The 23,574-nt window shown below is 73.3% G+C and carries 18 protein-coding genes; 13 read left to right on the top strand and 5 right to left on the bottom strand.

Annotation, left to right across the window (positions count from 1 at the left end):
- Positions 1-22 precede the first annotated feature (22 nt).
- The 3 genes from ABTX62_RS11570 to ABTX62_RS11560 form a co-directional block, all read right to left on the bottom strand.
- On the bottom strand, positions 23-610 hold the full coding sequence (locus ABTX62_RS11570) for a hydrogenase maturation protease (protein ID WP_352115969.1): 588 nt from the start codon (positions 608-610) through the stop codon (positions 23-25).
- On the bottom strand, positions 607-2,349 hold the full coding sequence (locus tag ABTX62_RS11565; RefSeq protein ID WP_352115968.1) for an enoyl-CoA hydratase-related protein: 1,743 nt from the start codon (positions 2,347-2,349) through the stop codon (positions 607-609). The genes ABTX62_RS11570 and ABTX62_RS11565 overlap by 4 nt, the downstream gene beginning before the upstream one ends.
- A 123-nt stretch (positions 2,350-2,472) precedes the next feature.
- Positions 2,473-3,714, bottom strand: a complete 1,242-nt coding sequence (locus ABTX62_RS11560; RefSeq protein ID WP_352115967.1) for a PP2C family protein-serine/threonine phosphatase — start codon at positions 3,712-3,714, stop codon at positions 2,473-2,475.
- Positions 3,715-3,887: 173 nt separating this feature from the next.
- Here ABTX62_RS11560 and ABTX62_RS11555 point away from each other — a divergent pair, with 173 nt between their 5' ends.
- The 8 genes from ABTX62_RS11555 (at position 3,888) to paaE (ending at position 12,545) form a co-directional block, all read left to right on the top strand.
- Entirely contained in the window at positions 3,888-6,371 is a 2,484-nt protein-coding gene (locus ABTX62_RS11555) for a SpoIIE family protein phosphatase (RefSeq protein ID WP_352115966.1), read from the top strand.
- 95 nt (positions 6,372-6,466) lie between these two features.
- Positions 6,467-7,225, top strand: coding sequence for an IclR family transcriptional regulator (locus ABTX62_RS11550; RefSeq protein WP_352115965.1), 759 nt, complete (start codon positions 6,467-6,469; stop codon positions 7,223-7,225).
- Positions 7,226-7,326: 101 nt separating this feature from the next.
- Positions 7,327-8,559: a PP2C family protein-serine/threonine phosphatase gene (locus ABTX62_RS11545; protein ID WP_352115964.1), complete on the top strand. Its 1,233-nt coding sequence runs from the start codon at positions 7,327-7,329 to the stop codon at positions 8,557-8,559.
- Positions 8,560-8,806: 247 nt separating this feature from the next.
- A complete protein-coding gene (paaA, locus tag ABTX62_RS11540; protein WP_283968960.1) occupies positions 8,807-9,793 on the top strand; it encodes a 1,2-phenylacetyl-CoA epoxidase subunit PaaA in 987 nt (328 codons plus the stop codon).
- Positions 9,790-10,083, top strand: coding sequence for a 1,2-phenylacetyl-CoA epoxidase subunit PaaB (gene paaB / locus ABTX62_RS11535; protein ID WP_283968961.1), 294 nt, complete (start codon positions 9,790-9,792; stop codon positions 10,081-10,083). The genes paaA and paaB overlap by 4 nt, the downstream gene beginning before the upstream one ends.
- A 10-nt stretch (positions 10,084-10,093) precedes the next feature.
- The gene (paaC, locus tag ABTX62_RS11530; RefSeq protein ID WP_352115963.1) at positions 10,094-10,921 is read left to right on the top strand and encodes a 1,2-phenylacetyl-CoA epoxidase subunit PaaC; all 828 of its coding nucleotides are present in this window, start codon (positions 10,094-10,096) and stop codon (positions 10,919-10,921) included.
- Positions 10,915-11,430 (top strand): 1,2-phenylacetyl-CoA epoxidase subunit PaaD, encoded by a 516-nt coding sequence (paaD, locus tag ABTX62_RS11525; RefSeq protein WP_352115962.1) that lies wholly within the window; start codon positions 10,915-10,917, stop codon positions 11,428-11,430. Before paaC ends, paaD begins: the two co-directional genes overlap by 7 nt.
- Positions 11,430-12,545 carry a 1,2-phenylacetyl-CoA epoxidase subunit PaaE gene (paaE, locus tag ABTX62_RS11520; protein ID WP_502997939.1) on the top strand — a complete coding sequence of 372 codons (1,116 nt, stop codon included), beginning with the start codon at positions 11,430-11,432 and terminating at the stop codon, positions 12,543-12,545. Before paaD ends, paaE begins: the two co-directional genes overlap by 1 nt.
- A gap of 348 nt (positions 12,546-12,893) precedes the next feature.
- Here the strand turns inward: paaE and ABTX62_RS11515 are convergent, their stop codons facing one another.
- Positions 12,894-14,504 carry a PucR family transcriptional regulator gene (locus ABTX62_RS11515; protein WP_352115961.1) on the bottom strand — a complete coding sequence of 537 codons (1,611 nt, stop codon included), beginning with the start codon at positions 14,502-14,504 and terminating at the stop codon, positions 12,894-12,896.
- Positions 14,505-14,731: 227 nt separating this feature from the next.
- Between ABTX62_RS11515 and ABTX62_RS11510 the strand changes: the two genes are divergently transcribed.
- The 5 genes from ABTX62_RS11510 to ABTX62_RS11490 all read left to right on the top strand — a co-directional run bounded on the left by ABTX62_RS11510 (position 14,732) and on the right by ABTX62_RS11490 (position 22,989).
- The gene (locus ABTX62_RS11510; RefSeq protein ID WP_352115960.1) at positions 14,732-16,000 is read left to right on the top strand and encodes an aspartate aminotransferase family protein; all 1,269 of its coding nucleotides are present in this window, start codon (positions 14,732-14,734) and stop codon (positions 15,998-16,000) included.
- Positions 15,997-18,864, top strand: coding sequence for an FAD-binding and (Fe-S)-binding domain-containing protein (locus ABTX62_RS11505; RefSeq protein ID WP_352115959.1), 2,868 nt, complete (start codon positions 15,997-15,999; stop codon positions 18,862-18,864). The genes ABTX62_RS11510 and ABTX62_RS11505 overlap by 4 nt, the downstream gene beginning before the upstream one ends.
- Entirely contained in the window at positions 18,861-20,300 is a 1,440-nt protein-coding gene (locus ABTX62_RS11500; RefSeq protein WP_352115958.1) for an NAD-dependent succinate-semialdehyde dehydrogenase, read from the top strand. Before ABTX62_RS11505 ends, ABTX62_RS11500 begins: the two co-directional genes overlap by 4 nt.
- Before the next feature lie 107 nt (positions 20,301-20,407).
- On the top strand, positions 20,408-22,372 hold the full coding sequence (locus tag ABTX62_RS11495; protein WP_352115957.1) for a heavy metal translocating P-type ATPase: 1,965 nt from the start codon (positions 20,408-20,410) through the stop codon (positions 22,370-22,372).
- A gap of 218 nt (positions 22,373-22,590) precedes the next feature.
- A complete protein-coding gene (locus ABTX62_RS11490) occupies positions 22,591-22,989 on the top strand; it encodes an SseB family protein (RefSeq protein ID WP_352115956.1) in 399 nt (132 codons plus the stop codon).
- Between the two features lie 30 nt (positions 22,990-23,019).
- Here the strand turns inward: ABTX62_RS11490 and ABTX62_RS11485 are convergent, their stop codons facing one another.
- Positions 23,020-23,409 (bottom strand): MarR family winged helix-turn-helix transcriptional regulator, encoded by a 390-nt coding sequence (locus ABTX62_RS11485; protein ID WP_352115955.1) that lies wholly within the window; start codon positions 23,407-23,409, stop codon positions 23,020-23,022.
- Positions 23,410-23,574: the final 165 nt, after the last annotated feature.

Genomic DNA, 23,574 nt, shown 5'->3' with positions numbered 1-23,574 from the left:
TCGGTAGGGACATCTCGTTCCGCTACCGATCCTCCGCGCCCGCGCCTGCCGTGCCGGGCAGCACGGCCGACGACAGGGCGGGGGATTCGTCCGGGCGGCTCAACGGGGGCGTGGCGGCCGGGTCCGCGAGCAGTACCGGCACCATGGTGTGCAGGGCCGCGACGGCCCGGCCGACCGCCTCACCCACCGTCGCGCTGATGCCCGGGGCGATGTCCTCGTCGGCCGGTGCCCGCAGCTCGGGTTCGCAGGCCAGGACCAGGACGCGGGGCAAGGGCTCGTCGCCCAGGTGGGCGGCCAGGGCGAGAACCCTGGCCGGGTCCATGCCGTGCGCCTCGGGCGGTGCCCCCGAGGCGGAGCGGTCCGGCAGGTCCGGTTCGATCAGCGACAGGGTGCCCGGCTCGTGTCCGCGTACGGCGGCGTCGACCAGGACGGCCGTGTCGTAGCCGTCGAGCAGGGCGTACGCCAGGTCCATGCCGCGGATGCCGAAGTCCCGCACCCTGACCTCGGGCGGCAGCGGGTGCCGTTCCAGGGCGCGGATCACCTCGGGGCCGAAGGCGTCGTCGGCGAGGAAGATGTTGCCGACGCCCGCCACGAGCAGTCGCGTGCTCATCGCGCGTCCCCGGCGGCCAGCGGCCTGGGGGAGCCGGTCGGGAGCTTGCGGACGAACGCGGATCGCAGCGCGTGGTACGGCGCCTCGGGGTCGAAGAACACGGCCTGCATACGGGCGAGTTCGGCCCGCCGGTACTCGGCGAGCGGCCGGTGGAGCTCGTCCGCGTGCCGTGCCGTGGCCTTGGCGGTGATCCGGCGCGGGAGGTCGGGATCGTCGGCCAGGTCGGCGGCCAGGCGCTCGACCTCGGCGGTGAAGTCCCGGGCCGCGACCGGCACCAGGCGGTCGACCAGCCCGATCCGCTCCGCGGTCGCGGCGCTCACCGGGCGGGCTTCGGTCGTCAGCCGCTCGGCCGTCTCGGCGCCCACCCGGCGGGGCAGTGAGTACGTCCAGTACTCCGATCCGTGCAGGCCCATGTTCCGGTAGTGCGGGTTGAGGACGCTGCCCGTGCGGCACCAGACCTCGTCGGCGGCCAGGGCGAGCATGACGCCGCCGGCCGCCGCGTTGCCGCCGAGCGCCGCCACCACCAGCCGGTCGGTGGTGCGCAGCACCGCCTCGACCAGGTCGTTCATGGCGTTGAGGTTGGACCAGGACTCGCCCGCCGGGTCGCTCGACGCCTCGATGACGTTGAGGTGGATGCCGTTGGAGAAGAAGTCGCGGGCGCCGCCGAGCACCAGCACCGAGGTGGGGCGGGTGAGCGCGTAGCGCCAGGCGGCGAGCAGCCTGCGGCAGTGGGTGGTGCTCATCGCCCCGCCCGGGAACGAGAAGGACAGGAAGCCGATCGGGCCGCGCTGCCGGTAGCGGATGTCGGTCCAGGTGGTGCGGCCCGGGGGCAGTTCGAGCGGTGCTGCGATCTCGGGCAGCCAGTACGGGCGGTCGTTGGAACCCGGCATGCCCGGGCCGCTGCCGGGCGGGGCGGGGAAGCCGGACAGCACCGAGGCGGCCGGCCGGCGGAACGGCGCCGGGTCACCGGAGCTCTTGCGGGGGCGCAGCTCCGGGATCCACACGGCGCCGTCCCGGGTGGCCCGGCAGACCGCGCCGGCCCGGGTCGCGAGCAGTTCCCCGGGTTCCCCGCGCAGCCGGTCCTCGGGGTGCCCGCCGTGCAGGAACACCTCCCGGCCGCAGATCTCGTCCCGGACGCCCGGCTGCGAGTCGGCCCCGCGGAGTTTGCGCAGCACCGACGCGGTGTCGTCGTCCCAGTCGATGCGCCGCTGCTCCTGGCGGAAGAAGTCCCGCCACATCACATGGACGCCGGGTTCGTTCTGCGGGCGCGGTTTGTAGGACCCGTCGGCGTAGCGCCGCACGGCCAGCAGTACGGCGGCCGTGGCGGCGTCCGACAACTCGTTGCGGTACACGTCGCTCTTGCCCACCGGCGGCACCGGGAAGGAGCCGTCCGCCCACACGTCCCCCGCGTCCATGGCCGCCTCGGCCTGGAGCACCGTCACGCCCCACTCGCGGGCCTCCTCGGCGATCGCCCAGTCCAGAGACGAGGGGCCCCGGTCGCCGGGTGGGCCCGGGTGGACGATCAGGCAGGTGTGCTCTCGCCACACGTCCTCGGGCAGGGCCGACTTGAGCATCGGGGCGATGATCAGCTCCGGGCCCATCTCGCGTACGGCGTCCCGGACGGCGTCGGGCCCGTGCGAGGCGAGCACGACGTCCACCCGGTGCCCTTCGTCCGACAGCTCGGCGTACACACGCTGGGACAGGCTGTTGAACGCGCTGGCGACAAGCAAGATGTCCATGACATGGCATGTTCGCCGGTTCGGGGAGGGCCGAGAAGGACCCCCGCGGCGTTTCGCCCCCCTCGTCCGCTTCCGGCCTACTCTCCGCCCGTGCGGGCATCCCGGCCGGCGGCCGTCCCGGCCTCAGAGCCGGATCACCACGAGGGCGATGTCGTCGGGTGCCCCGCCGGTGACACCGAGACGGTTCAGCAGCGTGTCGGCCAGCCGGTCGGGGGCGAGCGTCGCGTGCCGGGAGAGTGCCGAGGTCAGGCGGGACAGGCCGACGTCGATGTCCTCCCGGCGGCGCTCGATGAGTCCGTCGGTGTAGAGCACGAGGGTGTCGCCCGGGGCGTAGGACAGGCCGGCCTGGGGGCGGGGGACGTGGTGCGGGCGGGCGCCGAGCGGCGGGTCGGTGGCCTGGTCCAGCAACGCGCAGCCGCCGTCGCGGTGGAGCAGGACGGGAGGCGGGTGTCCGGCGTTGCTGTAGATGATCAGTCTGCTGCGGGTGTCGACGAGCACCTTGACGGCGGTCGCGGCGGTCGCGCCGTCGACGGAGCGGGCGTACAGGCCGAGCACTTCGAGGGCCTGGGCCGGGCTGGGCACGGCCCGGATGGCGGCGCTCAGGGCGCTGCGCAGCATGCCCATGACGGCTGCCGCGGGCAGTCCGTGGCCGACGACGTCGCCCACCGCCACGGCGTAGCGGTCGGGCGGCAGATCCACGATGTCGTACCAGTCGCCGCACACGTTGAGCGATCTGGTGGCGGGCAGGTACCGGACGGCCATGGCGTCGCCGTGCCGGCCGAGGTCCGGCGCCTGCAGCATGGCCTCTTGCAGGGTGACACCGATCTGGCGTTCACGGGCATGGGCGTTGCGCAGTTCCTGGTTCAGGCGGTGCAGTTGGCGGGCCCGGACGTAGAGTTCGGCCGCCGTGCCCCGCCCTTGCTCGGTGAGCTCCTCGGTGAGCCGCCGCGCCGGTCCCGAGTGCACGAAGGCGGTGACGTCCTCCGAGCGCTGGACGATCCATTTCGTCGCCCCGTCCGGTCCCGGAATCGGGGTGTGCACGTCGGACCACCAGCGCTCCTCGAACCCGTCCGGCCGGTCGCTCGCGGGAATGTCGTACCGCTGCAGCACCAGGGTGTCCGGTTGCCCCGTGTCCAGGACCCGGTGCAGTGACTCCTTGAGATCGCGTTGTGTGTCGTCGTCGGGAGCACCGGGATTCCCCGGCAGCGCGTCGAAGAAGTAGCTTCCGGTCAGTTCCGCTTCGGCACGCCCGGTGGCCTGCAGATACGCCGCATTCACATAGCGGATCACGAGGTCCGCGTCCAGCAGCAGATGGGGACACGGCGTAGCGTCGAGAAAGGCGGTGAAACTGATGTCCGCTGTCATGACGCGCTCATCTCCGTCCGTGAGCGCGACGGTCCGGTAGAGCCAATCTACAAGGGGACCGGCCTTTCGGCCCGCCCCGTCTGTCACGCATACTCCGTGAATTCATGGCTTTGCATCGATGACGATGGCATCGACGGGTTCGAACAGGTAGCTGCGGGAGGCGGGTGAGCGCGATGGGCCCACCGGGGGCCACCGAAGGCGAAGGGGCGGCGCCGCGGCCGGTGCCGCCCCTCGACGAGGCGGCCACGGCCCGGGCCGTCGTGGACGCCGACGGCACGGTGACCGGGTGGAGCGAAGGCGCGCGACGCCTGGTGGGCCACCCGGCCTCGGCGGTGATCGGCAGGCCGGCGGCCCTACTGCTCGCGGGAGGCCCCCAGCAGGAGATCCCGCGCTCCCTCGCGGGGGTACGACGGTGGAACGGCACGGCGACCCTGCGGCACCGGGACGGGCACCTTCTCCCCGTGACCCTGCTGGCCCACCGCCGCGCCCGGGGCCCGAGCGGCGACGGCGAGGCCCATGAATGGCTCTTGGTCTCGCCGCTGTCCCGCGACCGGCCGCGGCCCGACGAAGACCTGCTGACCAGCTGGTCCCTGAGCCAGTCGCCGTGCACCATGGCGCTCTACGACACCGGGCTGCGGCTCCTCAAGGCCAACGCGGACATGGAACGCGTGATGGGGCTCTCCGAAGCGGAGATGCGCGGACTCAGAGTGTCGGAGATCGTGCTCCACCCGGAGGGCGAACGCACCGAGGACCTGATGCGAAGAGCCGTCGCCACCGGGGAACAGCAGCACCTGCGGGCCGCCCTGCACCTGGTCGACGATGAGCACGAGACTTTCTGGTCGGTGTCTCTCGCTCCCGTGCGCGATCCCCGGGGAACCGTGCGCGGGATCCTGCTGTCCGCGCACGACATGACCGAGGAGCACCGGGCCCGGCAGCGGCTCGCTCTCGTCGCCGAGGCCGGCGTGCGCATCGGCACCACCCTCGATCTGGACCGCACCGCCCGGGAGATGGCCGATGTGGCCGTCGGGCAGTTGGCGGACTTCGTCACGGTCGACCTCCTCCCCGACATCCAGGACGGCCAGGAACCGCGCGCGACCACGCTGCCGGGGCCGGTCGAGCTGCGGCGCGTGGCCAACCAGTCGGTGCTGCCGGGCTGCCCCGAGGCGGTGGTCCCGCTCGGTACCGTCGCCACCTACCCGTCCACCTCGCCCGCCGCCGAATGCCTGGCCTCCGGACAGCCGCTGATCCAGCAGGTGGGGCCGACCGGGATCGACCGGTGGGCGGCCCAGGCGCCGGACCGGGCGGAACGCATGCGGCGCTTCGGTTTCCACTCCGTCCTCGCGATCCCGATGCGGGCCCGCGGGGTGACCCTCGGTGTCGCCACCTTCTCCCGGCACCGGCGCCCCGACCCCTTCGAGCACGACGACCTGCTGCTGGCGGCCGAGATCACCGCCCGGGCGGCCCTGAGCATCGACAACGCCCGCCGCTACACCCGGGAGCGGGACACCTCGCTGACCCTGCAGAGCAGCCTGCTGCCACGGCGCATGCCCCGGCAGACCGCCGTCGAGGTCGCCTCACGCTATCTGCCCGCCGACGCGCAGGTCGGGGTGGGCGGCGACTGGTTCGACGTCATCCCGCTCTCCGGCGCCCGGGTGGCCCTGGTCGTGGGCGACGTCGTGGGGCACGGCATCCAGGCTTCCGCCTCCATGGGACGGCTCCGCACCGCCGTCCGTACCCTGGCCGACGTCGACCTGGGGCCCGACGAACTGCTGACCCGTCTCGACGACCTGGTCAACCGGCTGTCGGCCGAGAACGACGACGCCTCCGGCGCCGCCGACGTCGGCGCCACCTGCCTGTACGCCGTGTACGACCCGGTCACCCGGCGCTGCACTCTGGCCCGTGCCGGCCACCCCGAACCGGTGCTGCTCAGTCCCGGTGGCGCGCCCCGCGTCCTCGGCCTGCCCGCGGGGCCGCCGCTGGGGCTGGGCGGCCTGCCGTTCGAGGCGGCCGAGGTGGAGCTGCCCGAGGGCAGCCTGCTCGTGCTCCACACGGACGGCCTCGTCGAGTCCAGGGACCGCGACGGCGACGAAGGCATGGAGCTGCTGATGCGGGCGCTGGGCCGCTCGGGACCCGATCTGGAGCACATCTGCGACGCCGTCGTCGAGGACGTTCTCCCGGACCGGCCGGGCGACGACGTGGCGCTGCTCATCGCGCGCACGCGTGCCCTGGACGCGGGCCACGTGGCCGCCTGGGACGTGCCGCCGCAACCGTCCGCGGTGGCCGAGATCAGGAGCAGGGCGAGCCGGCAGCTGACGCAGTGGGGCCTGGAGGAGGCGGCGTTCGTCACGGAGCTGGTCGTGAGCGAACTGGTCACCAATGCCATCCGGTACGGAGAACCGCCGATCCAGCTGCGCCTGATCCTCGACCGCCGGCTCATCTGCGAGGTCTCCGACGCCAGCAGTACCGCCCCGCACCTGCGCCGGGCCCGCGTCCACGACGAGGGCGGGCGCGGCCTGCTGCTGGTCGCGCAGCTGTGCCACAAGTGGGGGACCCGCCACACGTACCGCGGCAAGACGATCTGGGCCGAACAGACCCTGCCCGCTGGACTGCCCACGCCCCGGGCCGCCGAGGCCGAGGACGGCCTGCCGGCGGACTGACCACGCCGCGGGCCGAGCCGAGGCCGAGGACGAAAGGGCGGGCGTCACGACCGGGCCGCCTTGCCCGCTCCGGGCCTCGGGCGCACGCTGGTCCCATGGGTACGCGAGACGGCCCTACGCTCATCAACTCCGTCCAGCGGGCCATGCGGCTGCTGGAGGCGGTGAGCGCGCACGACAACGGCGCGCCGGCCAAGCAGCTGGCGCGTGAGACGGGCCTGCCCCTGGCCACCGCCTACCACCTGCTGCGGACCCTGGCGCACGACGGGTACGTGCGGAAGCTGGACGACGGCGGCTTCGTCCTCGGCGACAAACTGCAGACCCTGCGCTCCACGGGCCGTGCGCAGGCACTGCTCAGCCGCGTCCGGCCCACCCTCGCCGCGCTGCGGGACGAACTCGCGAGCCCCGCCTACCTCACCTTCTACGAGGACGGCGAGATCCGGGTCGCCGAGATCGTCGACGGGCCCGGCATCCCTCGCGTCGATCTCTGGGTGGGGTTCGAGGACGCGGGGCACGCCACCGCCCTGGGCAAGGCCGTCCTGCGGGAACTGGACGAGGAGGCCCGCCAGGACTACCTCTCCCGCCACCACCTCGCCGATCTCACCCCACGAACGGTCACCAGCCTCCCCGAGCTGCTCAGACGGCTGGAGACCCCGCCCCTGGCCCCGGCCGTCACGGACCTGGAGGAGTACGCCCTCGGCACGGTCTGCGTCGCCGTCCCGGTCTACAGCGGGGACACGCTCGGCTCCCTCGGTGTCTCGCTGCCGTCGAACCGGCTGTCCCGGCTGCCGGAGATCCGGGAACGGCTGCTCCCGACCGCGAGCCGGGTGACGCGGAGCCTCTCGCTCACCATCTGAAAACACGCTCCTTGCCGCTGGCCGGTCTCACCCCGTTCTCTGGATGAAACGGACATTCCGGCGACGTGCCCCGCGCACAGGTGAGGACTGCGGACCCAGACATGAGCCAAGCCCGCGACCATGGCGTCGACGACCGGCCGGTACGACCCTCCGGCAACCGGGTGGCCGGTGCCGGGGCCTCGGCCCGCAGACGCGCCGTCGCACGGCTGGCCGCCGGGACACCCGTCCTGCCCGTCCTCGTCGTCCTGGTCGTCGCCCTCGCCGTGTCGGTCGACCTCGCCGGCGGAGCCGGGATGATCTGGCTCCCCCTGCTGGCGGCCGGGCCCGCCCTGGCGGCCACGACCAGCGGACCGCGCGGCGTCCTGTGCGTCGGCTTCCTCGCCGTGGCGCTCGGCGTGACACTCGGCGTCCGGGACGGGGCGCCGGGCCGGGAACTGACCGCCGTACTGTCGGCCCTGGTCGCCGTCACCCTCGCGAGCGTCCTGGCCAGCGCCCTGCGCGGGCGCCGCGAGCGGGTGCTCGCCGCCGTCCGCTCGGTCGCGGAGACCGCCCAGCACGCGCTGCTCAAGCCCGTGCCGTCGACGGTCGGGCCCTTCCAGGCGGCCGTCCGCTACAGCGCCGCCGCGGCCGAGGCCCGTATCGGCGGGGACCTGTACGCGCTGATACCCACCCCGCACGGCGTGCGGCTGATCGTCGGCGACGTGCGCGGCAAGGGGCTGCCCGCCGTCGGGACCGCGGCGCTGGTGCTCGGTGTCTTCCGCGAGGCCGCCCACGACGAGGCCGATCTCCTGGCCGTGGTCGACCGGATCGAGCGGAGCCTCGCGCGCAACCTCGGGCACGACGACTTCGTCACCGCCGTGGTCGCCGGATACCGGCGGGCGGGGCAGCTGGAAGTGGTGAACTGCGGGCACGCGCCCCCGCTGCTGGTGAGCGACTCGGGCAGCATCACCACGGTGGAACCCGCACACCCGGCCCCGCCCCTCGGGCTGCGCGCCCTCACCGGGCACACCCCAGGGCTCCAGACGCTCCCCTTCGACGACGGCGACCAACTGCTGCTCTACACGGACGGGGTCACCGAGGCCCGCGACGGCGACCGCGCCTTCTACCCCCTCGCCGAAGGCCTGCGGCGCCACGTCTCGCACGAGCCGGCTCACACGGTCGGCGCGCTCCACGACGAACTGCTGGCCCATGTGGGCGGCCGACTGCACGACGACGCCGCCCTGCTCCTCATTCGCAAGCCGGCCGTACGCCCCGCGGAAGCACAGGCCCCCCGGGCGAGCGACCCCGGCCCGGTCGGCGCCGCCACGGTGCGCGAGGAGAGGTGCTGCTCATGAGGGCTGCGGCGGCCGCACGGGGTCAGGCCGCGAGCAGATCATGCCGTCCTTGACCGCCTTCGATCTCCCCGCCGCGGCCTGGCGCTGCCCGGAGCCGGTGCCCGGGGCGGGTCTCGATGCGGACGGTCATGTGGACCAGCCCGCTCGGCGCCTGTCAAGGTCCGGGACTTGCCCCAGAGGTCTTACCAAGGTGCGCCCGCTTGTCCTACCATGGACCGAACGAATGGTCGGTTGGGAAGTGGGACGGATGGAAACGACACGCTCCAGCCCCGCGGGGACGGACGGCGCCGAGCCGGTTCTCCAGCAGCACTTCGACGCGACGATCGCGCGGGACCAGCGGATCGAGCCGCGCGACTGGATGCCGGAGGGCTACCGGAAGACACTGATCCGGCAGATCGCGCAGCACGCGCACTCGGAGATCATCGGCATGCAGCCGGAGGGCGAGTGGATCACCCGCGCGCCGTCGCTGCGCCGCAAGGCCATTCTGTTCGCCAAGGTCCAGGACGAGGCCGGGCACGGGCTGTACCTGTACTCGGCGGCGGAGACGCTGGGCGCCGACCGCGCGGATCTGACCGGGCGCTTGATCGAGGGCCGCCAGAAGTACTCGTCGATCTTCAACTACCCGACGCTGAGCTTCGCGGACGTCGGGGTGATCGGCTGGTTCGTGGACGGCGCCGCGATCTGCAACCAGGTGCCGCTGTGCCGCTCCTCGTACGGGCCGTACGCGCGCGCCATGGTGCGGATCTGCAAGGAGGAATCGTTCCACCAGCGGCAGGGCTACGAGCTGCTGATGACGATGATGCGTGGCACCCCCGAGCAACGCGAGATGGTGCAGGACGCGGTGAACCGCTGGTGGTGGCCGTCGCTGATGATGTTCGGCCCGCCCGACGACGCCTCGCCCAACTCCGCGCAGTCCATGGCCTGGAAGATCAAGCGGCACAGCAACGACGAACTGCGCCGGCGGTTCGTCGACATGACCGTCCCGCAGGCCGAGAAACTCGGTGTGACGCTCCCGGACCCGGAGCTGCGCTGGAACGAGGAGCGGGGCCACCACGACTTCGGCACGCCCGACTGGGACGAGCTGATGCGGGTCATCAAGGGCGACGGCCCCTGTAACGACCAACGCGTGGAACGGCGGCGCACGGCCCACGAGGAGGGCGCCTGGGTGCGCGAGGCGGCCACCGCCCACGCCGCCAAACAGGCCGCCCGCGAGCGGAAGGGAGCGGTGGCATGACCGCCGACCGGCAGGACTGGCCCCTGTACGAGGTGTTCGTACGCGGCAAGCGCGGGCTGAACCACGTCCACGTGGGCTCGCTGCACGCCGCCGACGACCGTATGGCGCTCACCCACGCCCGCGACCTCTACACCCGCCGCAACGAGGGCGTCTCGATCTGGGTCGTGCGCTCCGAGCACATCGCCGCCTCCACCCGCGACGAGAAGGACCCCTTCTTCGAGCCCAGCGCCGACAAGGTCTACCGGCACCCGACCTTCTACGACATCCCCGACGACGTCCCGCACATCTGAAGGAGAGGGCATGAGCGACGACCACGTCTACATGACCCTCGCCGAGGGACACGAGGACGACACCCGCTGGGCTTACGGCACCGGCTTCGAGGACCCCCTGCACGGCGTCGACACCACCGTGCCCGACGACGTGGACACCGGTGAACTGGCCGCCCTGTGCCTCGGCCTGGCCGACGACGCCCTGATCTCGGCCCAGCGGCTCGCCGAGTGGACCACCCGCGCCCCCGAGCTGGAGGAGGAGGTGGCGCTGGCCAACATCGGTCTCGACCTGCTCGGCCAGGCCCGCCTGCTCTACTCCCGCGCGGGCCAGGCCGACGGCACCGGCCGCGGCGAGGACGCCTACGCCTACTTCCGCGACCCCGGTGACTTCCGCAACGTACGCCTGGCCGAACTCCCGAACGGCGACTTCGCGTTCTCGATCGTGCGGCTGCTGGTGCTCGCCAGCTGGCGCCTCGCCCATTTCGAGCGGCTCACCGCTCACCGCGACCCGGTGCTGGCGGCGATCGCCGCCAAGGGCGTGAAGGAACTGGCCTACCACCGCCAGTACGCGGCCGAGTGGGCCGTACGCCTCGGCGACGGCACCGAGGAGTCGCACCGCCGGATGCGCAAGGCACAGGAGCAGGTGGCGCCCTACCTCGGCGAGCTGTTCACGGCGTACGACGTCCGGGACGAGGTCGTCGCGGTGCTGCGCCAGGTCACCGAGGCGGCCGGGCTGCCCATGCCCGTCTACCGGCCGCTGCCCGGCGCGGGCCGCACCGGGGAGCACACCGAGCATCTCGACCCGCTGCTGGCCGAGTTGCAGGGGGTGGCCCGCGCCCACCCGGAGGCGACATGGTGACCGCGCTCCTGGACGCCCGAAGGGCCCGGCACATCGCCGAGCAGGTGCCCGACCCGGAACTGCCCATGCTCACGCTGGCCGACCTCGGAGTACTGCGCGAGGTGACCATGGCCCCGGACGGCACGGTCGTCGCGAGCCTGACCCCGACCTACTCGGGCTGCCCGGCGATGGCTGAGATGCGCGCGGGCGTGGCCGCCCGGCTGCGGGACGCCGGCTACGCCCGCGTGGAGATCCGCACCGTCCTCGACCCGCCCTGGAGCAGCGACTGGATCACGCCGGCCGGCCGTCGCAAGCTCGCCGAGCACGGCATCGCCCCGCCCGGCGCCGCGCCCCCGCGCCCCACCGGGCCGGTCCCCCTCGTGCTGTCACCGGCCCGCCGCTCGGTGCCCTGCCCCCGGTGCGGTCACCCCGACACCGAGGAGACCTCCCGTTTCGGCGCCACGTCCTGCAAGGCCCTGTGGCGCTGCCTCGCCTGCCGCGAGCCGTTCGAGTACGTCAAGGAGATCTGATGGAGGACCTGATGGAGCCGGCCCCCGCCCCGGCGGCACGTCCGCGTGCCCGCCGCCGCCCGGTCTTCCACCCCCTGCGGGTCGCCGCCGTGCGGCCCCTGTGCGAGGACGCCGCAGCCGTCAGCTTCGACATCCCGGCCGAACTGGCCGAGGCGTTCACCTTCGCGCCCGGCCAGTCGCTCACCCTGCGGCGCGACGTCGACGGCCGGGACGAGCGCCGCTCCTACTCGATCTGCGCGCCCGCCGGCACGGCACCGCGCATCGGCGTCCGGGTGGTGCCGGGCGGCCTGTTCTCCTCCTGGCTGGTGCACGACGTACGACCCGGCGACACCGTCGAGGTGATGGCACCCACCGGCGCCTTCACCCCCGACCTCACCACCCACGGCCACCACGTCCTCATCGCCGCCGGCTCCGGCATCACACCCATGGTCTCCATCGCCGAGTCCGTCCTGGCCGCCGACCCCCGCTCGCGCGTCACCCTCCTCTACGGCAACCGCCGCACCGGTACGGTGATGTTCGCGGACGAACTCGCCGACCTGAAGGACCTCTACCCGACGCGGTTCCAGCTCGCCCACGTCCTCTCCCGCGAGCCCCGCGAGGCCGAGGTGCTCTCCGGCCGCCTCGACGCCGAACGGCTCTCCGCCCTGGTCGACGCACTCGTCGACGTGGAGTCCGCCGACCACTGGTGGCTGTGCGGCCCGCACGGCATGGTCCGCGCGGCCCAGCAGGTCCTCACCGGCCTCGGCGTGCCCGCCGACCGCGTCCACCAGGAGCTGTTCTACGCCGACGACGAGCCCGTCCGCGAGGTCCAGCACACCGAGACCGGCCCCTCCGGCCCGGTCAGCCAGGTCACCGTCACCCTCGACGGACGCTCCACCACCTCCGCCCTGCCCCGCGAGCGGACCCTCCTGGAAGGTGCCCAGCAGACCCGCCCCGATCTGCCGTTCGCCTGCAAGGGCGGGGTCTGCGGCACCTGCCGCGCCCTGGTCACCGACGGCAAGGCCGACATGCGCCGCAACTTCGCCCTCGAACCGTCCGAGGTCGAGGCGGGCTACGTCCTCACCTGCCAGTCGTACCCGGTGTCCGAGACACTGACGGTGGACTTCGACACCTGAGCGCCCGGGCAGTGCGCCGGCCCGCGGCGCCGGCCCCCTGGGGCCGGCGCCCCACCCGGCGACAGGTCGGTGCACACCGGGGCGGCGGGAGCGCGACGTAGCCCAGTCGCGCACGACGTCGTCATCGCGCCGACGTCCTACGGAGCCGTCGATCATCGCCGCGGCACCGGCGGCACCGGCGGCACCGGCGGCACCGGCGGCACTGGCGGCACCGGCGGCACCGGATGGACCGAGTAGCTGATCGCTTCCAGGACGGTCGGCAGCCGCGGTACCGACCGGCGGCGGCACGCCGGTCCGGCGGCGAAAGCGGGACGGCCGGCATCGGGGGCGCGAGCCCTCCGCCTCCCCTCAGTCGGCGCGCAGGACCCGCAACGCCGTGAGGGCGACGTGCAGTTCGGTACGGCGGTCGCCGGCCTCGAGGTCGGTGTCGAGGAGGCGTTCGATGGTGCGCAGGCGCTGGTACATGGTCTCCCTGGACAGGCCGCCGCGACGGGCCGCCGTGGTCTTGTTGCCGGCGGCGTCGAGGTAGTTCCCCAGGGTCGTCAGCAGGTCGGTGCCGTGCCGGGTGTCGTGGTCGATGAGCCGGCCCAGCCGGCGTTCCGTGTAGTCCTGGATCCGGGTGTCCTCGCGCAGCGCGTACAGCAGCCGCCGCAGGTCGATGTCCGGCAGCTCGTGGAAGGAACGGTCCGGGGGGAGCGGCTGGCCGGGTGGAGTGGCCTCTATGACGCGGGCCGCCTCCCGGAACGAGCGGGCGGTGCCGGCGAGATCCGCCACTTCCGAGCCGACGCCGACGATCGCCCGCGGGGTCAGCGTCAGCGCGGTACGGCTCAGTCGCTCGGCCACGGGCCGCCAGGGCTGGGCGGGGCGCAGGGCCAGCAGCACGCCGAGGCGGCCGGGGGAGAGCTCTCCGGCCAGGGCCGGGACGCCGGCCGACCTCAGCTCCCGGTGCAGCCGGGTCTCCGGGTCGGCGCCTTCCCCGCCGGGGCCCAGGTCCACGAGGATCGCCAGGAAGACACCGGCCTCCGTGGGCAGACCCAGCGCGGCGCAGCGGGCGCGGACGTCCTCGGTGGAGTGGTGACGCTGCTCCGCCAGTTCCCGCAGGGCGTTGCGGTGGGCGGTGTGCTCCCAGGGCGTGGTGTGGATGAGCCGGGCCACGGTCAGGGCCATCGCCGTCCGCTCCAGGACGGTGACGTGCTCGGGCCCGAAGAGCGGCCCGTCCGCGGGCAGCATGGCCAGGCGGCCCCACCGTTCGCCCTGGTAGGCGACGGGGGCCGTGAGCCAGCCCTCCGGGCCGCCCACCTGCGTGTGACCGCCGGGCTCCGTAGCCCGGGAGCGCCGCTCCCAGTCCCCGAGCGCCTCCTCCACCGTGCTCCCGGAGGGCTCGCAGATCAGCGCCTGGTGCACCAGGTTCTCCAGCACGACCGTCCGGCCGCTCATCTCCGCCGCCGCGCGCACCACGTCCTCCGCCCTCGCCCCGCGCAGGGTGAGGGCCGTGAACGCCTCGTGGATCCGCTGGGTCCGCCGCATCGCGTCGGCCTGGCTGCCGAGGATGAGCGCGTGCACGACCTGGGTGACCTCCAGGAAGTTGACGTCCCGGGCGAGCGTGACCAGGGGGAGACCCCGTGCCCGGCAGGCCTGCACGAGGGCGTCGGGCGGCCGGTGGTAGCGCCGTACGAGCTCGATGACCAGGGCGGCCGCCCCCACCTCGGTGAGTTCGTCCACGTACCGGCGGACCCCCGCGGCGTCGTCGGGCAGGGGCATGCCCGTGGTCAGCACCAGCTCGCCGCCCTTGAGGAAGGAGGCCGGGTCCGTCAGCTCCGTGATGTGCACCCAGCGCACCGGCCGGTCCAGCCGGTCCAGCCCCGTGACGACCTGGGGCTGTCCGGCGGCCAGGACGGGCAGGGCGAGAACGTCGGCGAGAGTCGGGGCGCGACCGGCCGTCGGGGGGTGCTCGTTCACGGTGCCTCCCTGCGTGCCCGGTCACTCTGACAAGCCGGGCTGACCTGCGCAAGAGCCGGCCACCAAAGGGGCGGGCGGGGCCCGGGGGACCGAGCGGTTGACACAACGTCCGAACAACGGGTTCCGGCTGGACAGATCACGCGTTGTCGTGTCCCACGGCGGCTTGGATGCTCGGGTACCGGAGCTGAGCCAAGCAACCAGACCTCGTCCTACGGCCGGGAGACACCATGACCGCACTGTCGCCGCACCTTCGCCAGGCCACGCCCGTCGTGGCGGCCAGGGGCGAGGGCGTCCACCTCTACGGTGAGGACGGCCGCCGCTACCTCGACTTCACCGCCGGTATCGGCGTCACCAGCACCGGGCACTGCCACCCCAAGGTCGTGGCGGCGGCGCAGGAGCAGGTCGGCACGCTGATCCACGGCCAGTACACGACCGTCATGCACCAGCCGCTGCGCCGCCTCGTCGACAAGCTGGGCGAGGTGCTGCCCGCCGGTCTGGACAGCCTGTTCTTCACCAACTCCGGCAGTGAGGCCGTCGAGGCGGCGCTGCGGCTGGCCCGACAGGCCACCGGCCGGCCCAACGTGCTGGTCTGTCACGGCGGATTCCACGGCCGTACGGTCGCCGCCGCCTCCATGACCACCTCCGGCATCCGCTTCCGGTCCGGGTTCTCGCCGCTGATGAGCGGCGTGGTCGTCACCCCGTTCCCGACGGCCTTCCGGTACGGCTGGGACGAGGAGACCGCCACCCGCTTCGCACTGCGGGAACTCGACTACACCCTCCAGACGATCTCGTCGCCCGCCGACACGGCGGCGATCATCGTCGAGCCGGTTCTCGGCGAGGGCGGCTACGTCCCCGCGAACCGCGCCTTCCTCGAGGGCTTGCGGGAGCGCGCGGACCGGCACGGATTCCTGCTGATCCTCGACGAGGTGCAGACCGGCGTCGGCCGTACCGGCCGCTTCTGGGGCCATGACCACTTCGGCGTCACACCCGACATCCTCGTCACCGCCAAGGGCCTGGCCAGCGGCTTCCCGATCTCCGGCATCGCCGCCTCCGAGGAACTGATGGCGAAGGCCTGGCCGGGCTCGCAGGGCGGCACGTACGGCGCCAACGCCGTCGCCTGCGCCGCCGCCTGCGCGACCCTGGACGTCGTGCGCGACGAGAAGCTGGTCGAGAACGCCGAGGCGATGGGCAAGCGGCTCCGCCAGGGCCTGGAGGCCGTGGCCGACCGGACCCCGGGCATCGGTGATGTGCGCGGCCTCGGCCTCATGCTCGCCACCGAGTTCGTCACCGAGGACGGCAGCCCCGACCCGGAGACCGCCGCCCGCGTCCAGCGTGCCGCGATCGACGAGGGCCTGCTCCTGCTGCTGTGCGGTGCCTGGAACCAGGTCGTCCGGATGATCCCGGCGCTCGTGATCGACGAGACGGGCGTGGACGAGGGCCTCCAGGCCTGGGCGAACGCCGTCGAAGCCGGTACGTCGGGAGCGTCGGAGCGATGACCACCGCCACCCGCGACCCGGAGGGTTTCACGGCCCGCCTCGCCCAGCTGGCGCCCGGTCTGCGGGTGGAGACCGGCCCGGAGGCCACCGGCCCGTACGCCTACGACGCTTCCAACTATCGTGTCCCGCCGCGGGCGGTGGCCTTCCCCCGCACCGCCGAGGACGTGGTGGCGGTGCTGCGGGCCTGCCGCGAGGCGGGTGTGCCGGTCACGGCCCGGGGCGGCGGCACCAGCATGGCCGGCAACGCCGTCGGCGCCGGTGTGGTGCTGGACTTCTCCCGGTACATGAACCGGATCCTGGACATCGACGTGCAGGCGCGTACCGCGCGGGTCGAGGCCGGTGTGGTCCTGGACACGCTGCGCCGTGCGACGGCGTCGCACGGTCTGGATTTCGGTCCGGACCCGTCCTCGCACAGCCGGTGCACGCTGGGCGGGATGATCGGCAACGACGCGTGCGGGAACCGTTCGGTGCGCGATGGACGGACCGGTGGGCATGTCGTGGCCCTGGAGATCGTGACGGCTGACGGCGTGCGGGCCGTCGCCGATCACACGGGGCTGCATCCGCTCGACCCGGCCGACGGTGATGTCGTCGCCCGTCTGGAGGCCGGTCTCAAGCGTCTGGTCGGTGACAACCTGGCGTTGATCCGGACCGAGCTGGGGCGTATTCCGCGTCAGGTCTCGGGTTACCAGTTGCAGCACCTGCTGCCGGAGAACGGGTTCGATCTGGCCCGTGCTCTGGTGGGCACCGAAGGCACCTGTGCGGTCGTCACCGCCGCGACGGTCCGCCTGGTGGCGACCGCACAGGCATCCACCCTGCTGACCCTGGGCTATGAGGACGTCGTCGAGGCGGCCGAGGACGTGCCGCACATCCTGCGCTTCTCGCCCAGCGCGGTGGAGGGCATGGACGAGGCGATCGTCGCCACGATGCGCGCCCGCCGCGGTCCCGCGTCCGTGACCGGTCTGCCCGAGGGCCGGGCGTGGCTCTATGTCGAACTCGAAGGCGACGACCAGGCCACCGTGAACGCCCGCGCCGCCGAACTCCTGGAGGCGCTCAGGGCGCAGGGGCGGCTGACCGGCGGCCGGGTGGTGACACGTCCCGCGGAGCGCCGCTCGCTGTGGCGGGTGCGTGAGGACGGGGCCGGGCTCGCCGCCCGGCTGGTGGACGGCGGGGAGTCGTGGCCCGGCTGGGAGGACGCGGCCGTCGCTCCGGAGAACCTGGCCGCCTACCTGCGTGATTTCCGCAAGCTGCTCGCCTCGCACGAGCTGACCGGTGTGCTGTACGGGCACTTCGGTGCCGGCTGCGTCCACGTGCGCATCGACTTCGACATGGCGAGCGACACCGGCCGGGCGGTGATGCGCCACTTCCTCGCCGAAGCCGCCGCCCTGGTCGTCGAGCACGGCGGCACGCTGTCCGGTGAGCACGGTGACGGACGCGCCCGCAGTGAACTGCTGGAGGTGATGTACAGCCACCGCATGATCGCCGCGTTCGCCGCGTTCAAGAACGTCTTCGACCCCGACGGGCTGCTCAACCCCGGCGTCATCGTCGACCCCGCCCCGCTGGACGCCGACCTCGCACTGCGTGAACTGCCCCTGGTCGACACGACGTTCGGTTTCCCGCACGACGCGGACGGTTTCGCCGGTGCGGTACGCCGGTGTGTCGGGGTCGGCCGGTGCCGCTCGGACGCGGGCGGGGTGATGTGCCCCAGTTACCGGGCCACGGGTGAGGAGAACGACTCCACCCGCGGCCGGGCCCGCATGCTCCAGGAGATGGTGCGCGGCGAGGCCGTCACCGACGGCTGGCGCTCCACCGAGGTCAAAGACGCCCTCGACTTGTGCCTGTCGTGCAAGGCCTGCTCCAGCGACTGCCCCGTCGGTGTCGACATGGCCACCTACAAGGCCGAATTCCTCCACCAGCACTACAAGGGCAGGATCCGCCCCCGCTCCCACTACTCCCTGGGCTGGCTGCCCCTGACCTCGGCCCTGGCCGGATACGCCGCCCGCCCGATCAACCTGCTGCTGCGCGGACCGCTCGGCAGACTCCTCGCCCGCCTCGGCGGGGTCACCACCAAGCGCCGGATCCCCGCGTTCGCCTCTCGCCGGAGCCTGCGCACGACCCTGCGCGCGGCGAAACCCGAGGGGGCCGCCAAGGCGATCCTCTTCGTCGACAGCTTCACCCGAGCCTTCCGCCCTCAGATCGCCGGTGCGGCCGGCCGTGTCCTGGCCGACGCCGGTATCCCCTGCACGGCGCAGGACGATCTGTGCTGCGGACTGACCTGGGTCAGCACCGGCCAGCTGACCGTGGCCCGCCGCATCATGGCCCGCACCGTCGCCGCCCTCGACAACGGCGACACCCGGCCCGTCATCGTCGCCGAACCGAGCTGCGCCGCCGCCCTCAAGCGCGACGTGCCCGAACTCCTGGGCACCCGCGCGGCCCGACGCGTCGCCGTCCGCGTCCACACCTTCACCGGTGCGCTGACCGACCTCGCCGACCCCGGCTGGACACCGCCGTCCCTGCCCGAGAACGTCGTCCTGCAGACCCACTGCCACGAATACGCCACCTTCACCGGCCGCCACCCCGCCGACCTGCTGCGCCGCCTGGGCGTACGCGGAGTCGACGAGGCCGAGGGCTGCTGCGGGCTCGCGGGCAACTTCGGCTTCGAGGCCCAGCACTACGACACCTCCATCGCCGTCGCCGACCAGGCCCTCAAACCCCGGCTCGACAACCTCGGCAGTCGCCCCGTCGTCGCCGACGGCTTCAGCTGCGCCACCCAGATCGACCACCTCGCCGGCGACCAGGGCATCCGCGCCCTGCACCTCGCCGAACTCCTCGACCCCGCCGCCGACCGACCAGGAGAGACGACATGACCGAGGTACTGACGCAGTTGTTCATCGGCGGGGCATGGGTGGACGCCGCGGACGGCGCCACCATGGCGGTCGACGACCCCGCCACGGGCGAGATCCTCTGCCACGTCGCCGACGCCGGCCCCAAGGACGCCCGGCTCGCCGAAGAGGCGGCCGTCCGGGCCCAGCCCGGCTGGGCCCGCACCGCGCCCCGGGCACGCAGCGAGATCCTGCGCCGCGCCTACGAGCTCATCGTGGAGCGCACCGACGAGCTCGCCCATCTGATGACGTCCGAGATGGGCAAACCGCTCGCCGAGGCCAGAGGCGAGGTGGCCTACGCCGCGGAGTTCTTCCGCTGGTTCTCCGAGGAGGCCGTGCGGATCGAGGGGGGCCACGGGCTGCTGCCCGACGGCCGCAACCGCATGCTGCTCTCCCGCCGCCCGGTCGGCCCCTGCCTGCTGATCACCCCGTGGAACTTCCCGCTGGCCATGGGCACCCGCAAGATCGGCCCGGCGATCGCCGCGGGCTGCACGATGATCCTCAAGCCCGCCCCGCAGACGCCCCTGGCCAGCCTCGCGCTGGCCGGGATCCTCAAAGAGGCGGGCCTGCCCGACGGGGTGCTGAACGTCGTCACCACCTCCCGCGCGGGCGAGGTGTGCGAGCCGCTGCTGCGCGGCGGGCGCATCCGCAAGCTGTCCTTCACCGGCTCCACCGCCGTCGGCCGGCTCCTGCTGGCGCAATGTGCCGACACCGTCGTCCGCACCTCGATGGAGCTGGGCGGCAACGCGCCCTTCATCGTCTTCGACGACGCCGACCTGGACGTGGCCGTGGACGGGGCCATGGTCGCCAAGATGCGCAACATGGGCGAGGCCTGCACCGCCGCCAACCGCTTCTTCGTCCACCGGTCGGTGGCCGCGGAGTTCGGGCGGCGGCTCGCCGAGCGGATGGGCGCGCTCGTGGTGGGTCCCGGCACGCGGGCCGGTGTCGACGTGGGCCCGTTGATCGACGCGGCGGGACGGGCCAAGGTCGAGGAGCTGGTCGCCGACGCGGTGGAGCGCGGTGCCCAGGTGCTCGTCGGGGGACGCAGGCCCGAAGGCCCCGGCAACTTCTACCCGCCGACCGTGCTCGCCGGCGTGGACCCCGGCAGCCGGCTGATGGACACGGAGATCTTCGGCCCGGTCGCGGCGATCCTCACCTTCGACGACGAGGACGAGGTCCTGCGCCGCGCCAACGACACGCCCTGGGGCCTGGTCGGTTACGTCTTCACCCGGGGGCTGGACCGCGGGCTGCGTGTCAGCGAGGGCCTGGAGGTGGGCATGGTGGGCCTGAACACCGGCCTCGTCTCCAACCCGGCGGCCCCGTTCGGCGGGGTCAAGCAGTCCGGCCTCGGGCGTGAGGGCGGCCGGGTGGGCATCGACGAGTTCCTGGAGCACCAGTACGTGGCCGTGCCCGTGAGGTGACGGGGGGGACCCGCGCGGCGGGGACTCGCATATGAAGGCATGAATGAGTCTTCATGTGTTCCTGTATGGTGAGGGGCGCCGACGCGCCCCCGCCAGAAGGACCCCTGATGACCTCCACCCTCACGCCACAGCAGGCCGAACGGGCCAAGCCCGACCGCTCCGGGACCGCCCCCCGGCGGCGCACCCGCGTCCTCGCGCTCCCGGAGGCGCGCTGGGCCACCGCGGCCACCGTCTTCTTCCTGCTCGCGCTGCCCTTGCAGTTGACCGGCGCCCCGGCCTGGGCCTGGGGACCGCTGTACGCGCTGTCGTACGTCACCGGTGGATGGGAGCCCGGCTGGGAAGGGCTCAAGGCGCTCAAGGAACGCACCCTCGACGTCGACCTGCTGATGGTCGTCGCCGCCCTGGGCGCGGCCGCGATCGGGCAGGTCATGGACGGCGCCCTGCTCATCGTCATCTTCGCCACCTCCGGCGCGCTGGAGGCTCTGGCCACGGCCCGCACCGCCGACTCGGTCCGCGGCCTGCTCGACCTGGCCCCCGCGACAGCCACCCGCCTCGGCCCCGACGGCGGCGAACAGGCCGTCCCCGTCGAGGAACTGAAGGTCGGCGACACCGTCCTGGTGCGTCCCGGCGAGCGGGTCGGCGCCGACGGCCGGGTGCTGGACGGGGCGAGCGAGGTGGATCAGGCGACCATCACCGGAGAGCCGCTGCCCGTGGCGAAGGAGTGGGGGGACGAGGTCTTCGCGGGCACCCTCAACGGCACCGGCGCGCTGCGGATCCGGGTCGAGCGCGACGCGTCCGACTCGGTGATCGCCCGGATCGTCCGCATGGTGCAGGAGGCGTCCGAGACCAAGGCGCCCACGCAGTTGTTCATCGAGAAGGTCGAACAGCGCTACTCGCTGGGCATGGTGGCCGCGACCCTGGCCGTCTTCCTGGTGCCGCTCGCGTTCGGCGCGCAGCTCACCGACGCGCTGCTGCGCGCCATGACGTTCATGATCGTCGCCTCTCCGTGTGCGGTGGTGCTGGCCACCATGCCGCCTCTGCTGTCGGCCATCGCCAACGCAGGGCGGCACGGCGTACTCGTGAAGTCGGCCGTGGTGATGGAGCGGCTCGGCCAGGTCGACGCGGTCGCGCTGGACAAGACCGGCACCCTCACCGAGGGCAGCCCCCGTGTCACCGACGTCCGGCCGCTGCCCGGCAGCGGCCTGGACGAGGGGGCGCTGCTGACGCTGGCGGCGGCCGCCGAGCGCCCCAGCGAACATCCGCTGGCCCGTGCGGTCGTCGACGCGGCCCGCGAGCGCGGCCTCGACCTGCCGGACGCGCAGGACTTCACCTCCACGCCCGGCGTCGGGGTCACCGCCGTCGTCGGCGGCCGTACGGTCGCGGTGGGCGCCCCGGCCCGGCTGGACGACGCCGTCGCCACGGCCGCGGAACTGGAGGAGTCCGGCCGTACCGCCGTCCTGGTCGTCGTGGACGGCAGCCCCGCCGGGCTGCTCGGCATCGCCGACCGGCTGCGCCCGGACGCCGCCGCCACGGTAGCCTCCCTCGCCCGCCTCACCGGCACCGCTCCGGTGCTCCTCACCGGCGACAACCCCCGGGCCGCCGCACACCTCGCCTCCGAGACCGGCATCGACGACGTGCGTGCCGGGCTGCTGCCGCAGGACAAGCTGGCCGCCGTCCAGGAGATGGAGAGCGCGGGCCGCAAGGTGCTGGTCGTCGGGGACGGCGTCAACGACGCGCCCGCCCTCGCCGCCGCGCACACCGGGATCGCCATGGGCCGGGCCGGCTCCGACCTGGCGCTGGAGACCGCGGACGCCGTCATCGTGCGCGACGAACTCGCCGCGGTCCCGGCCACCGTCGCCCTGTCCCGCCGGGCCCGCAAGCTGGTCGTGCAGAACCTGGTGATCGCCGGGGTGTTCATCGCCGGTCTCGTCGTCTGGGACCTGGCCGGTGACCTGCCGCTGCCGCTGGGCGTCGCGGGCCACGAGGGCTCCACGGTCCTGGTCGGCCTGAACGGGCTGCGCCTGCTGCGGGAGGGCGCCTGGCAGCGGGCCGCCGCCGAGGGAAACGGCTGACCGGCGCGCCCGCGGGCGCACCGGCGCGGGACCGCTGGTTCTCCGGCACCACTCGGAACCGCCTGCGCCCGGCCCACGAGATCTCTCCCACGCCTCCACGAAACCCGGAGGTCCACCAGGGTTGCCCCGTGCCCGTTCGGGTACGCGAGCAGGACCGCACCCGGGGGCGGATCTTGCCCCGGGTTGGCCGCACGACCGCCGCTATCAGGGAATCTGCCATGGAGACACCTGCAAACGACCCCACGCCCACGCCCGCCCAGCGGGCTCTGGACGTCCTCGCCGAGAACACCGAGGACGAGGCGGCTCTGGACGCGCTCGCCAACAGCGACGTGCTCATCCCCGTGCCCGACGACGCGGGCGACGCCGACGCCAATCCCACGGCGGTGGCGCTGCCGGTGCTGGAGCAGCCGGGCGGCGAACCGGTGGTGCCCGTGTTCACCTCCGAGGTGGAGATGGCCGGGCTGCTGCCGTTCGTCTCCCGCTACCGCCTGGTGCCGCTCGGCGCCCTCGCCGCGCAGTGGCCGGCCGACGACCTGTCGCTCACCATCGACGGCAGCTCGGAGCACCGCCTGACACTCACCTCGGAGGGAGTCCGCACCCTGCTGGCACGTCAGTGAGGCGACCGGCCCGGCCCGGGCCCGGGGGGCTCAGCCGCCCAGCGTCCGGGCCAGTGCCGCGCGTTGCAGGGGCAGCACCTCGGCGTGCAGGTCACGACCCTTCGACGTCAGGGAGACCCACACGCCCCGCCGGTCCTCCGCGCACACCGACCGGGTCACCAGCCCGTCCTTCTCCAGCCGGGCGATCAGGCGCGACAGCGCGCTCTGGCTGAGGTGGACGCGCCCCGCGAGGTTCTGCACCCGGCACTGCTCGCCCTCCTCGGACGCCGAGGCCGCGAGCATGTCCAGGACCTCGAAGTCGGACGCGCCGAGACCGTGCGGATGCAGCGCGCGGTCGATCTCGCACAGCGTGCGCGCATGCGTCGACAGGATGTCCCGCCACCGCTCCTCAAGCTGCCCGCCTGCCGTTTTCGACGCCATACCGGAACGGTAACACCGGTGCGGGGTTCGATGACCGTGCATGCAGTAGGGGCTCGGGCGGGCCTCCGGACCTCTAGTGCCGCGGCAGGCAACGTTTGCCCGTCAAGGAGCGGCGTCCGGTGCGTGCTCTCGGCGTGCCGGGTGCAAGCCCTCGTACTGGGTGTA

The organism is Streptomyces sp. NPDC096046 (genome assembly GCF_040303285.1).
In the GTDB taxonomy this organism is placed as follows: domain Bacteria; phylum Actinomycetota; class Actinomycetes; order Streptomycetales; family Streptomycetaceae; genus Streptomyces.
The sequence above is the reverse complement of the archived record's forward strand: the minus strand, read 5'-3'. Positions and strand labels throughout refer to the sequence as shown.

What these genes read in the sequence shown, in the direction of transcription:
- ABTX62_RS11570 (WP_352115969.1), bottom strand. Translation starts at nt 610, where the DNA reads ATGAGCACGCGACTGCTCGTGGCGGGCGTCGGCAACATCTTCCTCGCC.
- ABTX62_RS11565 (WP_352115968.1), bottom strand. Translation starts at nt 2,349, where the DNA reads ATGGACATCTTGCTTGTCGCCAGCGCGTTCAACAGCCTGTCCCAGCGT.
- ABTX62_RS11560 (WP_352115967.1), bottom strand. Translation starts at nt 3,714, where the DNA reads ATGACAGCGGACATCAGTTTCACCGCCTTTCTCGACGCTACGCCGTGT.
- ABTX62_RS11555 (WP_352115966.1), top strand. Translation starts at nt 3,888, where the DNA reads ATGGGCCCACCGGGGGCCACCGAAGGCGAAGGGGCGGCGCCGCGGCCG.
- ABTX62_RS11550 (WP_352115965.1), top strand. Translation starts at nt 6,467, where the DNA reads ATGGGTACGCGAGACGGCCCTACGCTCATCAACTCCGTCCAGCGGGCC.
- ABTX62_RS11545 (WP_352115964.1), top strand. Translation starts at nt 7,327, where the DNA reads ATGAGCCAAGCCCGCGACCATGGCGTCGACGACCGGCCGGTACGACCC.
- paaA (WP_283968960.1), top strand. Translation starts at nt 8,807, where the DNA reads ATGGAAACGACACGCTCCAGCCCCGCGGGGACGGACGGCGCCGAGCCG.
- paaB (WP_283968961.1), top strand. Translation starts at nt 9,790, where the DNA reads ATGACCGCCGACCGGCAGGACTGGCCCCTGTACGAGGTGTTCGTACGC.
- paaC (WP_352115963.1), top strand. Translation starts at nt 10,094, where the DNA reads ATGAGCGACGACCACGTCTACATGACCCTCGCCGAGGGACACGAGGAC.
- paaD (WP_352115962.1), top strand. Translation starts at nt 10,915, where the DNA reads ATGGTGACCGCGCTCCTGGACGCCCGAAGGGCCCGGCACATCGCCGAG.
- paaE (WP_502997939.1), top strand. Translation starts at nt 11,430, where the DNA reads ATGGAGGACCTGATGGAGCCGGCCCCCGCCCCGGCGGCACGTCCGCGT.
- ABTX62_RS11510 (WP_352115960.1), top strand. Translation starts at nt 14,732, where the DNA reads ATGACCGCACTGTCGCCGCACCTTCGCCAGGCCACGCCCGTCGTGGCG.
- ABTX62_RS11505 (WP_352115959.1), top strand. Translation starts at nt 15,997, where the DNA reads ATGACCACCGCCACCCGCGACCCGGAGGGTTTCACGGCCCGCCTCGCC.
- ABTX62_RS11500 (WP_352115958.1), top strand. Translation starts at nt 18,861, where the DNA reads ATGACCGAGGTACTGACGCAGTTGTTCATCGGCGGGGCATGGGTGGAC.
- ABTX62_RS11495 (WP_352115957.1), top strand. Translation starts at nt 20,408, where the DNA reads ATGACCTCCACCCTCACGCCACAGCAGGCCGAACGGGCCAAGCCCGAC.
- ABTX62_RS11490 (WP_352115956.1), top strand. Translation starts at nt 22,591, where the DNA reads ATGGAGACACCTGCAAACGACCCCACGCCCACGCCCGCCCAGCGGGCT.
- ABTX62_RS11485 (WP_352115955.1), bottom strand. Translation starts at nt 23,409, where the DNA reads ATGGCGTCGAAAACGGCAGGCGGGCAGCTTGAGGAGCGGTGGCGGGAC.